We start from the raw sequence: 15,390 nt of genomic DNA, 5'->3' as shown, positions 1-15,390 counted from the left end.
CGCCCCTTTGGCGTATAGCCTACCGATCCTTCGTTCCACAGCCTTTGGAACCCGAAACAGCTATGTCATCGCGTAAATTTGGTCTCAACCTGGTGGTGGTTCTGGCAATCGCCGCCCTGTTCACTGGTTTCTGGGCGCTGATCAATCGCCCGGTCTCCGCGCCCAACTGGCCGGATCAGATCTCCGGTTTCTCTTATTCGCCGTTCCAGCAGGGCCAGTACCCACAGAAGGACCAGTATCCGTCTGACGACGAGATGCGCCGCGACCTCGAGATCATGAGCAAGTTGACGGATAACATCCGCATCTACTCGGTCGACGGCTCCCTGCAAGACATTCCGAAACTGGCTGAAGAGTTCGGTCTGCGCGTGACTCTGGGGATCTGGATCAGCCCTGATCAGGAGCGCAACGAGCGCGAAATCACTCGCGCCATCGAACTGGCCAACACGTCGCGCAGTGTGGTGCGCGTGGTGGTCGGTAACGAGGCGATCTTCCGTAAGGAAATCACCGCTGAACAACTCAGCGTATTGCTCGACCGGGTTCGTGCTGCGGTGAAAGTGCCGGTCACCACGTCCGAACAGTGGCACGTCTGGGAAGAACACCCGGAACTGGCCAAGCACGTTGACCTGATCGCCGCGCACGTTCTGCCTTACTGGGAATTCATCCCGGTCGACAAGGCCGGCCAGTTCGTCTTCGACCGTGCCCGCGACCTGAAGAAGATGTTCCCGAAAAAACCGTTGCTGCTGTCTGAAATCGGCTGGCCGAGCAACGGTCGCATGCGCGGTGGCGCTGATGCGTCGCCGGCGGATCAGGCGATCTACCTGCGCACGCTGGTCAACAAGCTCAATCGCCAGGGCTTCAACTACTTCGTGATCGAAGCGTTCGACCAGCCGTGGAAGGCCAGCGACGAAGGTTCGGTCGGCGCCTACTGGGGCGTTTTCAACGCCGCGCGTCAGCAGAAATTCAATTTCGAAGGCCCGGTGGTAGCGATCCCGCAATGGCGCGTGCTGGCAGTCGGCTCGGTGGTGCTGGCGCTGTTGTCGCTGACGTTGCTGATGATCGATGGCTCGGCGCTGCGCCAGCGCGGACGCGTCTTCCTGACCTTTATCGCCTTCCTTTGCGGATCGGTGCTGGTGTGGATCGGTTACGACTACAGCCTGCAATACAGCACCTGGTTCAGTCTGACGGTGGGTTTCCTGCTGGCGCTCGGTGCGTTCGGGGTGTTCATCGTGTTACTCACCGAGGCCCATGAACTGGCCGAAGCGGTGTGGATTCACAAACGTCGACGCGAATTCCTGCCGGTGGTTGGTGATTCGGACTACCGCCCGAAAGTGTCGATCCATGTGCCGTGCTACAACGAGCCGCCGGAGATGGTCAAACAGACACTCGACGCCTTGGCTGCCCTCGATTACCCGGACTACGAAGTCCTGATCATCGACAACAACACCAAGGACCCGGCAGTGTGGGAGCCGGTGCGCGACTACTGCGAAACCCTCGGCCCGCGCTTCAAGTTCTTCCACGTTTCGCCATTGGCCGGCTTCAAGGGCGGCGCGCTGAATTACCTGCTTCCGCACACCGCCAAGGATGCCGAAGTGATCGCGGTTATCGACTCGGACTACTGCGTGGCGCCGAACTGGCTCAAGCACATGGTGCCGCACTTCGCCGACCCGAAAATCGCCGTGGTGCAGTCGCCGCAGGATTACCGCGACCAGAACGAAAGCACCTTCAAGAAGCTCTGCTACGCCGAGTACAAAGGCTTCTTCCATATCGGCATGGTCACCCGCAACGACCGTGACGCGATCATCCAGCATGGCACCATGACCATGACTCGCCGTTCGGTTCTGGAAGAGTTGGGCTGGGCCGACTGGTGTATCTGCGAGGATGCCGAACTTGGTCTGCGCGTATTCGAAAAAGGCCTGTCGGCGGCGTATTACCACGACAGCTACGGCAAGGGCCTGATGCCGGATACGTTCATCGACTTCAAGAAGCAGCGCTTCCGCTGGGCCTACGGTGCGATTCAGATCATCAAGCGCCACACCGGCAGCCTGCTGCGCGGCAAGGACACCGAATTGACTCGCGGTCAGCGCTACCACTTCCTTGCGGGCTGGTTGCCGTGGGTCGCGGACGGTATGAATATCTTCTTCACCGTCGGCGCGCTGCTGTGGTCGGCGGCGATGATCATCGTGCCGCAACGGGTCGATCCGCCGCTGCTGATTTTCGCGATCCCGCCGTTGGCGCTGTTTGTGTTCAAGGTTGGCAAGATCATCTTCCTGTACCGTCGCGCCGTTGGCGTGAACCTCAAGGATGCGTTCTGCGCCGCGCTGGCCGGGCTGGCGTTGTCGCACACCATCGCCAAAGCGGTGTTGTACGGTTTCTTCACTAGCAGCATTCCGTTCTTGCGCACGCCGAAAAACGCTGATAACCACAGTTTCTGGGTGGCGATCTCCGAAGCACGCGAAGAGCTGTTCATCATGCTGCTGTTGTGGGGCGCGGCGCTGGGGATCTATCTGGTCAACGGCATGCCGAGCAACGACATGCGTTTCTGGGTGGTCATGTTGCTGGTGCAGTCGCTGCCGTATCTGGCGGCGTTGATCATGGCGTTCCTGTCGTCGCTGCCAAAACCGGCGGCGGCGCCTGAGCCGGCACCGGCCGTCTAATTCCTTGTCGATGCACTAAACGGCGGCCAATGGTCGCCGTTTTGCTTTAAGATAACCGCCATTTTGCGGGGCTTGGCGTGATAACCGGTCTTACTGACCGAACTCAATCCCCTGTGAGAGCGAGCCTGCTCGCGAAGGCGTTGTAACAATCACCGATTATGTTGACTGACACACCGCATTTGCGAGCAGGCTCGCTCCCACATTGGCCCTTGCCCAATTTCAAGTTTTCGGAGTTTTCCATGACGGCCCACGCCGACCTTTCGCCGACCCTTCAACTCGCCATCGACCTGATCCGCCGTCCGTCCGTGACGCCGGTCGACGCCGACTGCCAGAAGCAGATGATGCAGCGCCTGGGCGATGCCGGTTTCAAACTGGAGCCGATGCGCATTGAAGACGTGGATAACTTCTGGGCCACCCACGGCAACAACGATGGCCCGGTGCTGTGTTTCGCCGGTCACACCGACGTGGTGCCGACCGGTCCGGTGACTGCCTGGCAGATCGACCCGTTCAACGCGCTGATCGATGAACACGGCATGCTTTGCGGCCGTGGCGCGGCGGACATGAAAGGCAGCCTGGCGTCGATGACCGTCGCCGCCGAGCGCTTCGTCACCGACTACCCGAACCACAAAGGCAAGGTCGCGTTCCTGATCACCAGCGACGAAGAAGGCCCGGCGCACCACGGCACCAAGGCTGTGGTTGAGCGTCTGGCCGCACGTAACGAGCGTCTGGACTGGTGCATCGTCGGCGAACCGTCGAGCACCACCCTGGTCGGCGACGTGGTGAAAAACGGCCGTCGCGGCTCGCTGGGTGCCAAGCTCACCGTCAAAGGCATTCAGGGCCACGTGGCCTATCCGCATCTGGCCAAGAACCCGATCCACCTCGCCGCGCCGGCGCTGGCCGAACTGGCCGCCGAGCACTGGGATCACGGCAACGATTTCTTCCCGCCGACCAGTTTCCAGATTTCCAACGTCAATTCCGGCACCGGCGCGACCAACGTGATTCCGGGTGATCTGGTGGCCGTGTTCAACTTCCGCTTTTCCACTGAATCGACTGTTGAAGGCCTGCAGAAACGCGTTGCCGATATCCTCGACAAACATGACCTGGACTGGCACATCGACTGGGCGCTGTCCGGCCTGCCGTTCCTCACCGAGCCGGGCGCACTGCTCGACGCGGTGTCGGCGAGCATCAAGGACATCACCGGTCGCCAGACCAAGGCTTCGACCAGCGGCGGCACCTCCGACGGCCGTTTCATCGCGACCATGGGCACGCAAGTGGTTGAACTGGGCCCGGTCAACGCGACCATTCACCAGGTCAACGAGCGTGTGCTGGCGGCCGATCTCGATGTACTGACCGAGATTTACTACCAGACCATGATCAAGTTGCTCGCCTGATGCTCGCGTGCCCGATCTGCAGTGAGCCGCTGAATGCGGTGGAGAACGGCGTGGTCTGTCCCGCCGGGCATCGTTTTGACCGTGCGCGGCAGGGTTACCTGAACCTGCTGCCGGTGCAGCACAAAAACAGCCGCGATCCTGGCGACAATCAGGCGATGGTCGAGGCCCGCCGTGATTTCTTGAACGCCGGGCATTACGCGCCGGTGGCCAAGCGTCTGGCCGAACTGGCGGCGAGCTACGCGCCGGCACGCTGGGTCGATATCGGTTGTGGTGAGGGTTACTACACCGCGCAGATCGCCGATGCGCTGCCGGATGCCGATGGCTACGCATTGGACATCTCGCGTGAAGCCGTCAAACGCGCCTGCAAACGCAATCCGCAACTGACCTGGTTGATCGCCAGCATGGCCCGCGTGCCATTGGCCTCGGGCAGCTGCCAGTTTCTCGCCAGCGTCTTCAGTCCATTGGATTGGGAAGAGGCCAAACGCCTGCTGAGCGTCGGCGGCGGATTGATGAAAGTCGGCCCGACCAGCGGACATTTGATGGAACTGCGCGAAAGCCTGTACGACGAAGTGCGTGAATACACCGACGACAAGCATCTGGCCCTGGTGCCGCAAGGCATGGCGCTGGCGCACAGTGAAATCCTGGAATTCAAGCTGACGCTGGACAAGCCGCAGGATCGCGCCAACCTCCTGGCGATGACACCCCACGGCTGGCGCGCCAGTGCCGAGCGTCGTGCAGCAGTGATCGAGCAGGCCGAGCCGTTCGAGACCACCGTGTCGATGCGCTACGATTATTTCATTCTTCAATAACTATTGGTCTCGGGCAAATGCCCGGGGCCGGCTAAATCCGCGAATGGATTTTTCAGACCCGCAGTGAGGACATCCATGCGCCAACCGGACATCGAGATTTACCTGAAAGACGCCGACGTCGACCACAAGGCCATCTCCGCCTGGCTCGGCGCCGCGCTGGGCCCGTGCAGCGACTGGGTACAGAAGGGCCAGACCTACAAGTGCAAGGCCGGCAACGTCCCGGTCACCTGGCTGCCAAAAGCCGTGGGCAAGTGGAACAGCCTGTACCTGGAAAGCGACCAGACCCCGTGGGACGACGACATCGCCTGCGCCCGCGCAGCCTTTGCCGCGCTGAACGTCGAAGTGCGTTGCGCGCCGGGCACGTGGGTCGAGGAAGAAGGTGAGGAGACGGCGGATCGCTGGATGCGCATCAGCGAAGACGGTGAAGAAGAGATCACCTGGAAAACGGCGTAAAAGCAGCTGCAAGCTACAAGCTACAAGCTACAAGCCTCGAGCTGACCGCTTGTAGCTTGTAGCTCAAGCCTACAGCCCGACTACATCCTCAGCCTGCAAACCCTTCTCCCCCGTCACCACGGCGTACTCGACCTGCTGACCTTCCGCCAGCGAGCGGTGCCCTTCGCCGCGAATTGCGCGGTAGTGCACGAACACGTCCACCCCGTCTTCGCGCTGAATGAAGCCGTAGCCCTTGGCGTCGTTGAACCACTTCACGTTGCCGGTTTCACGTGTTGCCATCTGTTCATACTCCTTTTTTATTATTGGACAGGCTTTTCGCAGGAAAGCCTTTGAGGAACGCCAGCCTGCGTCCGACGGCCATTAAAGGGCCGCGACGACAGACCGCCGAGTATATGACAGGCGCAAAAACTCTCAACAGGAGATTACTTCGCCGCTTTTTTGCCGATTTTCGCCTAATCCGGCACACTAGGGGGCGTTCTTCATGAGTTTTCGCGCCGCGTTGTCGCCTTAAAGCGGACCAGGCAAGGCGCAGGCCGCTGGGAATGGTTGTTCCCTTTCCAAGGCCTGCAACGCAGCCTGGTCCGCTTTAAGGCACAACCCGAAGGGCCGCGCCTGCTGTTGTGCAGGGCTGCGTTGCTCGAAGCTTGTTTGGAATGACCAAACCACGCTTCTCGCGCCTTGCCCTGCACAGCAGCAGGCACGGCGCGGCACGAAAACTCATGAAGAACGCCCCCTGCCCACCCGAGCAAACGCTCGGTTTTATCCACTCACGCAGAAGCCGTATGACCCGTTCCCCGTTCCGCCGTCTTGTGTTTGGCACCTTGCGCCGACTGTTGTATCTCTGGGTTCGCTCGGAGACCATCAACCAGTCGTCGTTCACCCTCAACCTCGACCGCAGTCGTCCGGTGTTCTACGTCCTGCAAAACCCTTCGCTGACCGATCTGGCCGTGCTCGACACCGAGTGCACCAAGGCCGGCCTGCCACGGCCGGTGCTGCCGGTGTCGGTGGGTAATCTGCTGGAGCCGGCCGCGTTCTTCTACCTGACGCCGGACCCGGACTGGCTTGGCCGTCAGGACAAACGCGGCGCGCCGCCGACCCTGACGCGCCTTGTCAGCGCCCTCACCCAGAATGCCGCCGAAGACGCGCAGATCATTCCGGTCAGTGTGTTCTGGGGCCAGTCGCCGGACAGCGAATCGAGTCCGTGGAAGCTATTGTTCGCAGACAGCTGGGCAGTCACCGGACGCTTGCGTCGACTGCTGAGCATCATGATTCTCGGGCGCAAGACCCGCGTGCAATTCTCCGCGCCAATTCATCTGCGCGAACTGATCGATCACAACAAGGGCCACGAACGCACCGTGCGCATGGCCCAGCGAATCCTGCGCGTGCACTTTCGCAATCTCAAAGCCGCCGTTATCGGCCCGGACATTTCCCACCGGCGTAATCTGGTGAAGGGTCTGCTCAACCAGCCGCTGGTCAAGCAAGCGATCCTCGACGAAGCCGAACGCGAAAACATTTCGCCGGAAAAAGCCAAGGCCCAGGCCCTGCGCTATGGCAACGAGATCGCCTCGGACTACACCTACACCGCAATCCGCTTTCTCGAAGTGGTGCTGAGCTGGTTCTGGAACAAAATCTACGACGGCATCAAGGTCAACCACATCGAAGGCGTACAGAAAGTCGCGCAGGGTCACGAAGTGATCTACGTGCCGTGCCACCGCAGCCACATCGACTACCTGCTGCTCTCGTACCTGCTGTTCCGCAACGGCCTGACCCCGCCGCACATCGCCGCCGGGATCAACCTGAACATGCCGGTGATCGGCAGCCTGCTGCGCCGTGGCGGCGCGTTCTTCATGCGCCGCACGTTCAAGGGCAACCCGCTGTACACCTCGGTGTTCAACGAATACCTGCACACCCTGTTCACCAAAGGTTTCCCGGTCGAATACTTCGTCGAGGGCGGTCGCTCGCGCACCGGACGCATGCTGCAACCGAAAACCGGGATGCTCGCGATCACGATGCGCAGTTTCCTGCGCTCGTCGCGGATGCCAATTGTGTTCGTGCCGGTGTACATCGGTTACGAGCGGGTGCTGGAAGGTCGCACCTACCTCGGTGAGCTGCGCGGCGCGAGCAAGAAGAAAGAGTCGATCTTCGACATCTTCAAAGTCATCGGCGCACTCAAGCAGCGCTTCGGTCAGGTCGCGGTCAACTTCGGCGAACCGATCAAACTGGCGGAATTCCTCGACAGCGAGCAACCGGACTGGCGCCAACAGGAACTCGGTCCGCAATTCAAACCGGCGTGGCTCAACGAAACCACCAATCGCCTCGGCGAAAAAGTCGCGCAGCATCTGAACGAAGCGGCGGCGATCAACCCGGTGAATCTGGTCGCGCTCGCCCTCCTGTCGACCACACGCCTGGCGCTGGACGATCGGGCGATGGCACGGGTGCTGGATCTGTACCTGGCGCTTTTGCGCAAGGTTCCCTACTCGCCGCACACCACGCTGCCCGAAGGCGATGGCCGCGCGCTGATCGAGCATGTGAAGGACATGGACCTGCTGTCCGAGCAGAACGATGCGCTGGGCAAGATTCTCTATCTCGACGAGCAAAATGCCGTCCTGATGACCTACTACCGCAACAACGTGCTGCACATTTTCGCGCTGCCGTCGCTGCTGGCGAGCTTCTTCCAGAGCACCTCGCGCATGAGCCGCGAACAGATCCTGCGCTACACCCGCGCCCTGTACCCGTACCTGCAATCGGAGTTGTTCATCCGCTGGACCCTGGACGAACTCGACGCTGTGGTCGATCAGTGGCTGGACGCGTTTGTCGAGCAAGGTCTGCTGCGCTTCGAGAAAGAGGTGTACATGCGTCCCGCGCCAAGTTCGCGGCACTTCGTGTTGCTGACCCTGCTGTCGAAAAGCATCGCGCAGACCCTGCAGCGCTTCTACATGACCGTGTCGCTGCTGCTCAACGCCGGGCAGAACACCATCAGCGCCGAAGAACTGGAAGACCTGTGCACCGTCATGGCCCAGCGCCTGTCTATCCTGCACGGCCTCAATGCCCCGGAATTCTTCGACAAGAGCCTGTTCCGCCATTTCATCCAGACCCTGCTCGACCTCGACGTTTTGCGTCGCGACGACGCCGGTAAACTGAGCTACCACGAACTGCTCGGCGAACTGGCCGAAGGCGCGGCCAAACGCGTGTTACCGGCGGAGATTCGTTTATCGATCCGTCAGGTGGCGCTGCATCGCAGTGAAGATGCGGCCGATCAAGCCACCGCAGAGCCCGAAGTTTGATGCTTACCTGTAGGAAATCAGTCATGAAAAAACTCACCCTGCTCGCAGCCGCCACCCTATTGAGCGCCTGCCAATCGACCACACCCGCCGGCAAGGCCAGCCTCGACGGCGAAGTGTTCTACCTGCAACGCATCGCCCTGCCACCGAGCGCCACCCTGAGCGTGAGCCTGCAAGACGTATCGCTGGCCGACGCCCCGGCCGTGGTGCTCGATGAACAGAAAGGCCCGGTCAAAGGTCAGGTGCCACTGCCGTTCCACTTGACCTACGATCCGGCGCAAGTCAAACCCGGCCACCGCTATTCGGTCAGCGCACGCATCGAGGTCAACGGTGAACTGATGTTCATCACCACCGAAAACCACGCCGTGCAACTCGACGGCAACGATCCGCAGCCGCTGAAAATCCGCGTCGACGCCATTCGCTAATTGCCTATCAAGGAAGCTGCCATGTTCCGCCCTACCCTTCGCTTCGCCGGCCTGTGCGCGGGCCTGATGATCTCCGCCAACGTGCTGGCGCTGTCGCTCGCCGACCTGTCGCAGCAAGACGCCACCGGCGGCCTCAAGGATGCCCTGACCCAAGGCGCGCAACTGGCCGTCAAACAATTAGGTACCCCGGGCGGCTTCAGCAACAACCCTGACGTGAAAATCGAACTGCCCGGCAAACTCGGCAAAGCCGCCAGCAAGATGAAAGCCTTCGGCATGGGCGCCCAGGTCGAAGAGCTGGAAACCGCCATGAACAAAGCCGCGGAAACTGCCGTAACCCAGGCGCAGCCGATCCTCGTCGACGCCGTGAAGAAAATGAGCGTCGCCGACGCCAAAGGCATCCTCAGCGGCGGCACCGACTCGGCCACCCAATACCTGGACAAATCCAGCCGCGAACAGATCCGCGCCAAATTCCTGCCCATCGTCAAACAGGCGACCGACAAGGTTGGCGTAGCGCAGAAGTACAACGCCTTCGCCGGCCAGGCCGCGACCTTCGGCGTTGTCGACGCGAAAAGCGCCAACGTCGAAAACTACGTCACCGAGCAAGCGCTCAACGGCTTGTTTGAAATGATCGGCAAACAGGAAGAAACCCTGCGCAAGAACCCGGCCGCTGCGGCGACGAGTCTGGCGAAGAAAGTGTTCGGCACGTTGTAAGTTCTGAACGACAAAAAGCCCGCTGAACCTCACAGGTTCAGCGGGCTTTTTGTTGGGCGTCAGATTTGCGGATCGACTTGATCGAGGACGCGGTTCACCGACAGCTCTGCGAGGGAGATCATTTGCTGAATACCCAAAAGATGATTACACGTCGGGCCACTCAGGGTGAACGCCAGTTCCGTGGCCATGATATTGGCTGAGGCCAGCGTTTCACAGGCGTGAGCGAGTAGTGTTTCGGAATCGACTTCGGGGAGGACAGTGAAGATCGTGCTGGGATGATTGACGGGTTTGGGCTGGTTTGGCGTGGGTTTGAACATGGCGAAATCTCCTGAAGTGGTGGAGCCGCCACCGTTCGCTGCGAAACGAATGATAGGTGGCAGCTGTACGCAGGTTCGCAGACCGGGACTTCAGGCACCCGGCATACCCGAAGGTATCCCGCGCACAGCCGCCATGACAAAGGCATAAAAAGCGCCCGTTTTCGGATGGTGGACGCTGTGCGTCTGAAGTTTAACCGGGCTGCGAAACCCGGTCGCTGATTTTTGCAGCGACGGCCAAAGGCTAGAGATCGCACGTCCGACGGACAACCTGAAAAACATGTGGGAAGGTTCTGAGTTTTCGTCACACCGTTAAACAACTTTGCTTTTCAGATCGCCTTCGCGAGCAGGCTCGCTCCCACAATTTGAGTTCGGGGCATTCAGATAGAAAACCGGGAGCCTATGAGGACGCCATCGCTGGCAAGCCAGCTCCCACAATTTCGGCCGCGCGCATTCAGCCAAAGATCGGTCGGCTGTCAGGCCGCCTTCGCGAGCAGGCTCGCTCCCACAATTTGGGCTCGGGGCATTCAGATAGAAAACCGGGAGCCTATGAGGACGCCATCGCTGGCAAGCCAGCTCCCACAATTTCGGCCGCGCGCAATCAGGCAGAAATCGGTCGGCTGTCAGACCGCCTTCGCGAGCAGGCTCGCTCCCACAATTTGGGCTCGGCGTAGTCAGATAGAAAACAGGGAGCCTGTCAGGACGCCATCGCTGACAAGCCAGCTCCCACAATTTCGGCCGCGCATATTCAGGCAGAGATCGGTCGGCTGTCAGACCGCCTTCGCGAGCAGGCTCGCTCCCACAATTTGGGCTCGGGGCATTCAGATAGAAAACCGGGGGCCTGTCAGGACGCCATCGCTGGCAAGCCAGCTCCCACAATTTCGGCCGCGCGCATTCAGGCAGAAATCGGTCGGCTGTCAGGCCGCCTTCGCGAGCAGGCTCGCTCCCACAATTTGGGCTCGGGGCATTCAGATAGAAAACCGGGGGCCTGACGGAAGCCATCGCTGGCAAGCCAGCTCCCACAATTTCGGCCACGCGCATTCAGGCAGAGATCGGTCGGCTGCCAGGCCGCCTTCGCGAGCAGGCTCGCTCCCACAATTTGAGGTCGGGGCATTCAGATAGAAAACCGGGAGCCTATGAGGACGCCATCGCTGGCAAGCCAGTTCCCACAATATCGGCCGCGCGCAATAGGCAGAGATCGGTCGGCTGTCAGGCCGCCTTCGCGAGCAGGCTCGCTCCCACAATTTGAGTTCGGGGCATTCAGATAGAAAACCGGCAGCCTATGAGGACGCCATCGCTGGCAAGCCAGTTCCCACAATATCGGCCGCGCGCAATCAGGCAGAGATCGGTCGGCTGTCAGGCCGCCTTCGCGAGCAGGCTCGCTCCCACCATTTGGGCTCGGGGCATTCAGATAGAAAACCGGGAGCCTGTCGGACGCCATCGCTGGCAAGCCAGTTCCCACAATATCGGCCGCGCGCATTCAGGCAGAAATCGGTCGGCTGTCAGGCCGCCTTCGCGAGCAGGCTCGCTCCCACAATTTGGGCGCGGGGCATTCAGATAGAAAACCGGGAGCCTGTCAGGCCGCCATCGCTGGCAAGCCAGCTCCCACAATATCGGCCACGCGCATTCAGGCAGAAATCGGTCGGCTGTCAGGCCGCCTTCGCGAGCAGGCTCGCTCCCACAATTTGAGTTCGGGGCATTCAGATAGAAAACCGGGAGCCTATGAGGACGCCATCGCTGGCAAGCCAGCTCCCACAATTTCGGCCGCGCGCATTCAGGCAGAAATCGGTCGGCTGTCAGGCTGCCTTCGCGAGCAGGCTCGCTCCCACAGAAAAACAAAAGCCAAAGCAAAAGCCAAAGCCAAAGCCAAAGCAAAAACAGCCCACCCCCCGCCCCGCTTCGCTTCGCTTCGCTTCTCACCACTCAACAGGATGAGCGTTAGCTCGGCTGCAGCTCTTGATCTTGCCGTACCGGCCCCTTCGGCAGGCTGAGTGGAGGGATTGATCCGGGGGTGGGCGCGAAGCGCCGTTCGACGAAGTCGAATACATCGAAAGGAGGTGCAGCGAAGCAAACCGGAAGCGATGCCCCCGGATCAATTCCGGAGCGAAGGAACCCCGAGCCCCAGCGAGCGGGCCGAACGCCGGGGCCCAGACCTTTGGTTCCTTTGGGGCGTTTGCCAAAGGGACTCGCTGTAAGAGCGAAACCGCCAGCGGCAACACCCGCAGAAACGGATATTCACCCAAAAACCCCAGAGCATGGTCGGCCCAAAGGCCGCCAAGGCTCACCCCTCCCGACGCACCCGAAACCAAGCCGCATACAAAGCAGGCAAAAACAAAAGCGTCAGAGCCGTAGCCACAATCAACCCACCCATGATCGCCACCGCCATCGGCCCGAAAAACACACTGCGCGACAACGGAATCATCGCCAGAACCGCCGCCAGCGCCGTCAGCACAATCGGCCGAAAACGCCGCACAGTCGCCTCGATAATCGCCTGCCAAGGCTTCAAACCCGAGGCAATATCCTGCTCAATCTGATCCACCAGAATCACCGAATTGCGCATGATCATCCCCGACAGCGCAATCGTCCCCAGCATCGCCACAAACCCGAACGGCTGACGGAACACCATCAAAAACAACGTCACCCCGATCAACCCCAACGGCGCCGTCAAAAACACCATCGCCGTGCGCGAGAAGCTACGCAGTTGCACCATCAGCAACGTCAGCACCACAACGATGAACATCGGCACCCCGGCGTTCACCGACTTCTGCCCACGCGCCGAGTCCTCCACCGTACCGCCGACATCCAACAGATAACCGTCCGGCAATTCAGCGCGAATCGAATCCAGCGTCGGCATGATCTGCTTCACCAGCGTCGCTGGCTGCTCCTTGCCATAAATGTCCGCACGCACGGTCACGTTCGGCAGACGATTACGGTGCCAGATGATGCCTTCTTCAAAACCATATTCGAGCGTGGCGACCTGCGACAACGCCACACTGCGACCGTTATCAGTCGGTACCGCCAGGCTCGGCAACAACGACAACTCGGTGCGCTCATGCACCGTGCCGCGCAGCAGAATCTCGATCAATTCGTTGTCTTCGCGATACTGACTGACGCTCGATCCGGTTAGCGAACTCTGCAGGAATTTCGCCAGATTGGCGGTGCTCACCCCAAGTGCCCGAGCGCGATCCTGATCGATGTTCAGGTACACAACCTTGCTCGGTTCTTCCCAATCCAGATGCACATTGGCCACATGCGGGTTCTCGCGAACCTTGGCCGCCACCTTGCGCGCCAGCGCGCGGACTTCTTCGATGTGCTCACCCGTGACGCGGAACTGCACCGGATAGCCAACCGGCGGGCCGTTTTCCAAACGCGTGACTCGCGAACGCAGTGCCGGGAATTGCTCGTTGAGCGTACTGATCAGCCAGCCCCGCAGCGCCTCACGCTCCTCGATGTTTTTCGCCAACACGACAAACTGGGCGAAGCTCGCCGCCGGCAGTTGCTGATCCAGCGGCAGGTAGAAACGCGGTGACCCCGTGCCGACATACGCCACATAGTTGTCGATACCGGCGTGCTCCTTGAGCATCGCTTCCAGGCGTTTGACTTCGCCAGTGGTATTGGCCAGCGACGCACCCTCAGCCAGTTTCAGATCGACCATCAACTCCAGCCGATTGGAGGCCGGAAAGAACTGCTGCGGCACGAAACGGAACAACACCACCGAGGCGATAAACAGCCCGACCGTCAACACAATCACGGTTTTGCGATGCGACACACACCACTCCACCACACGTCGAACCCGCTGATAGAACGGCGTGCCATACGGGTCCGCCTGACCATCGGCAGTGCCATGTTTAGCCGCATGAATTTTCGCCAGATCCGGCAGGAGTTTTTCCCCCAGATATGGCACGAACACCACCGCCGCCACCCATGAAGCGAGCAACGCGATCGTCACGACCTGAAAAATCGAACGGGTGTATTCGCCAGTACCGGACTGCGCCGTGGCAATCGGCAGGAAGCCAGCGGCGGTGATCAACGTACCGGTAAGCATCGGGAACGCGGTGCTTGTCCAGGCGTAGCTCGCCGCGCGAATGCGATCGAAGCCCTGTTCCATTTTGATCGCCATCATTTCCACGGCAATGATCGCGTCATCCACCAGCAGCCCCAACGCCAGCACCAGCGCACCGAGGGAGATCTTGTGCAGGCCGATGCCGAGGTAATACATGCAGGCGAAGGTCATCGCCAGCACCAGCGGAATGGTCAGTGCCACGACCATGCCGGTGCGCACGCCAAGGGAGAAGAAACTCACCAGCAACACGATCGCCAGCGCCTCGACCAACACTTGAACAAACTCGCCGACCCCGGTTTTTACCGCTGCTGGCTGGTCGGAGACTTTGCGCAATTGCATGCCGACCGGAAGGTTTTTCTGGATCCGCGAGAACTCGCCTTCCAGTGCCTTGCCGAGCACCAGAATGTCGCCGCCGTCCTTCATCGCCACGGCCAGACCAATTGCGTCTTCAGCCATGAAGCGCATGCGCGGCGCCGGCGGATCGTTGAAACCGCGCCGCACGTCGGCAACATCGGAGATACGGAACGTTCGATCGCCAACGCGGATCGGGAAGTTCTTGATCTCGTCGACTGTCTGAAAATTCCCCGTGACCCGTAGCTGCAAGCGCTCGCTGCCCGTCTCGAAGAAGCCAGCGGTGGACACCGCGTTCTGCTCTTCCAGCGCCTGTTGCACCGCCGCCAGCGGCAAACCGAGAGTGGCGAGTTTGACGTTGGAAAGCTCGACCCAGATCTTCTCGTCCTGCAAACCAAGCAAGTCGACCTTGCCGACATCCTTGACTCGTTGCAGCTGAATCTGGATGCGGTCGGCGTAATCCTTGAGCACGGCGTAGTCGAAACCGTCGCCGGTCAGCGCGTAGATATTGCCGAAGGTGGTGCCAAATTCATCGTTGAAAAACGGCCCCTGAATCCCCGGTGGCAAGGTCTGGCGAATGTCGCCGATCTTCTTGCGCACCTGATACCAGAGCTCGGGAATGTCCTTGGAATGCATCGAGTCGCGAGCAATGAACGTGACCTGAGATTCGCCGGGACGCGAGAAGGAAACGATGCGTTCGTACTCGCCGGTTTCCATCAGTTTCTTTTCGATGCGCTCAGTCACCTGGCGCGAGACTTCCTGCGCCGTCGCGCCCGCCCAGCGGGTCTGGATGACCATGGCTTTGAAGGTGAACGGCGGGTCTTCGCTCTGGCCGAGCTTGGTGTAGGACAAAGCACCGACGATGGCCAGCAAAAGCATCAGGAACAGTACGATCTGGCGATTACGCAGCGCCCATTCAGAAAGGTTGAAGCGCATCG

Annotated in this window: 10 protein-coding genes; 7 read left to right on the top strand and 3 right to left on the bottom strand. The window is 60.4% G+C overall.

Annotated elements, in window-relative coordinates; genetic code table 11:
• Positions 1-62 precede the first annotated feature (62 nt).
• The 4 genes from AB4P97_RS01340 to AB4P97_RS01325 all read left to right on the top strand — a co-directional run bounded on the left by AB4P97_RS01340 (position 63) and on the right by AB4P97_RS01325 (position 5,307).
• Positions 63-2,654, top strand: coding sequence for a glycosyltransferase (locus AB4P97_RS01340; RefSeq protein WP_042557864.1), 2,592 nt, complete (start codon positions 63-65; stop codon positions 2,652-2,654).
• A gap of 239 nt (positions 2,655-2,893) precedes the next feature.
• Positions 2,894-4,045 (top strand): succinyl-diaminopimelate desuccinylase, encoded by a 1,152-nt coding sequence (gene dapE, locus AB4P97_RS01335; protein WP_042557863.1) that lies wholly within the window; start codon positions 2,894-2,896, stop codon positions 4,043-4,045.
• Complete coding sequence (locus AB4P97_RS01330; RefSeq protein WP_273875106.1) at positions 4,045-4,854, top strand: putative RNA methyltransferase; 810 nt, start codon at positions 4,045-4,047, stop codon at positions 4,852-4,854. The genes dapE and AB4P97_RS01330 overlap by 1 nt, the downstream gene beginning before the upstream one ends.
• Positions 4,855-4,929: 75 nt before the next feature.
• Positions 4,930-5,307 carry a hypothetical protein gene (locus AB4P97_RS01325; RefSeq protein WP_016985110.1) on the top strand — a complete coding sequence of 126 codons (378 nt, stop codon included), beginning with the start codon at positions 4,930-4,932 and terminating at the stop codon, positions 5,305-5,307.
• Positions 5,308-5,376: 69 nt separating this feature from the next.
• Here the strand turns inward: AB4P97_RS01325 and AB4P97_RS01320 are convergent, their stop codons facing one another.
• The gene (locus AB4P97_RS01320) at positions 5,377-5,586 is read right to left on the bottom strand and encodes a cold-shock protein (protein ID WP_010462862.1); all 210 of its coding nucleotides are present in this window, start codon (positions 5,584-5,586) and stop codon (positions 5,377-5,379) included.
• A 503-nt stretch (positions 5,587-6,089) separates the two neighbouring features.
• Here AB4P97_RS01320 and plsB point away from each other — a divergent pair.
• The 3 genes from plsB to AB4P97_RS01305 are packed head-to-tail and all read left to right on the top strand — an operon-like array spanning position 6,090 to position 9,724.
• Positions 6,090-8,591 (top strand): glycerol-3-phosphate 1-O-acyltransferase PlsB, encoded by a 2,502-nt coding sequence (gene plsB / locus AB4P97_RS01315; protein WP_395601978.1) that lies wholly within the window; start codon positions 6,090-6,092, stop codon positions 8,589-8,591.
• A gap of 23 nt (positions 8,592-8,614) precedes the next feature.
• Positions 8,615-9,013, top strand: a complete 399-nt coding sequence (locus AB4P97_RS01310) for a YbaY family lipoprotein (RefSeq protein ID WP_115146377.1) — start codon at positions 8,615-8,617, stop codon at positions 9,011-9,013.
• A 21-nt stretch (positions 9,014-9,034) separates the two neighbouring features.
• Positions 9,035-9,724: a DUF4197 domain-containing protein gene (locus tag AB4P97_RS01305; protein ID WP_042557857.1), complete on the top strand. Its 690-nt coding sequence runs from the start codon at positions 9,035-9,037 to the stop codon at positions 9,722-9,724.
• A gap of 59 nt (positions 9,725-9,783) precedes the next feature.
• Here AB4P97_RS01305 and AB4P97_RS01300 read toward each other — a convergent pair whose 3' ends face one another.
• Both AB4P97_RS01300 and AB4P97_RS01295 read right to left on the bottom strand, forming a co-directional pair.
• Positions 9,784-10,041 (bottom strand): DUF6124 family protein, encoded by a 258-nt coding sequence (locus AB4P97_RS01300; protein WP_395601977.1) that lies wholly within the window; start codon positions 10,039-10,041, stop codon positions 9,784-9,786.
• Positions 10,042-12,319: 2,278 nt separating this feature from the next.
• Complete coding sequence (locus AB4P97_RS01295; protein ID WP_261735062.1) at positions 12,320-15,388, bottom strand: efflux RND transporter permease subunit; 3,069 nt, start codon at positions 15,386-15,388, stop codon at positions 12,320-12,322.
• Positions 15,389-15,390: the final 2 nt, after the last annotated feature.

Origin of the sequence: Pseudomonas sp. A1230 (assembly GCF_044218825.1) — a bacterium.
GTDB lineage: Bacteria > Pseudomonadota > Gammaproteobacteria > Pseudomonadales > Pseudomonadaceae > Aquipseudomonas > Aquipseudomonas iridis.
Note: the sequence above shows the minus strand (reverse complement) of the source record. Positions and strands in the feature narration are given on the sequence as shown.

What these genes read in the sequence shown, in the direction of transcription:
- AB4P97_RS01340 (WP_042557864.1), top strand. Translation starts at nt 63, where the DNA reads ATGTCATCGCGTAAATTTGGTCTCAACCTGGTGGTGGTTCTGGCAATC.
- dapE (WP_042557863.1), top strand. Translation starts at nt 2,894, where the DNA reads ATGACGGCCCACGCCGACCTTTCGCCGACCCTTCAACTCGCCATCGAC.
- AB4P97_RS01300 (WP_395601977.1), bottom strand. Translation starts at nt 10,041, where the DNA reads ATGTTCAAACCCACGCCAAACCAGCCCAAACCCGTCAATCATCCCAGC.
- AB4P97_RS01310 (WP_115146377.1), top strand. Translation starts at nt 8,615, where the DNA reads ATGAAAAAACTCACCCTGCTCGCAGCCGCCACCCTATTGAGCGCCTGC.
- AB4P97_RS01305 (WP_042557857.1), top strand. Translation starts at nt 9,035, where the DNA reads ATGTTCCGCCCTACCCTTCGCTTCGCCGGCCTGTGCGCGGGCCTGATG.
- AB4P97_RS01330 (WP_273875106.1), top strand. Translation starts at nt 4,045, where the DNA reads ATGCTCGCGTGCCCGATCTGCAGTGAGCCGCTGAATGCGGTGGAGAAC.
- AB4P97_RS01320 (WP_010462862.1), bottom strand. Translation starts at nt 5,586, where the DNA reads ATGGCAACACGTGAAACCGGCAACGTGAAGTGGTTCAACGACGCCAAG.
- AB4P97_RS01295 (WP_261735062.1), bottom strand. Translation starts at nt 15,388, where the DNA reads ATGCGCTTCAACCTTTCTGAATGGGCGCTGCGTAATCGCCAGATCGTA.
- plsB (WP_395601978.1), top strand. Translation starts at nt 6,090, where the DNA reads ATGACCCGTTCCCCGTTCCGCCGTCTTGTGTTTGGCACCTTGCGCCGA.
- AB4P97_RS01325 (WP_016985110.1), top strand. Translation starts at nt 4,930, where the DNA reads ATGCGCCAACCGGACATCGAGATTTACCTGAAAGACGCCGACGTCGAC.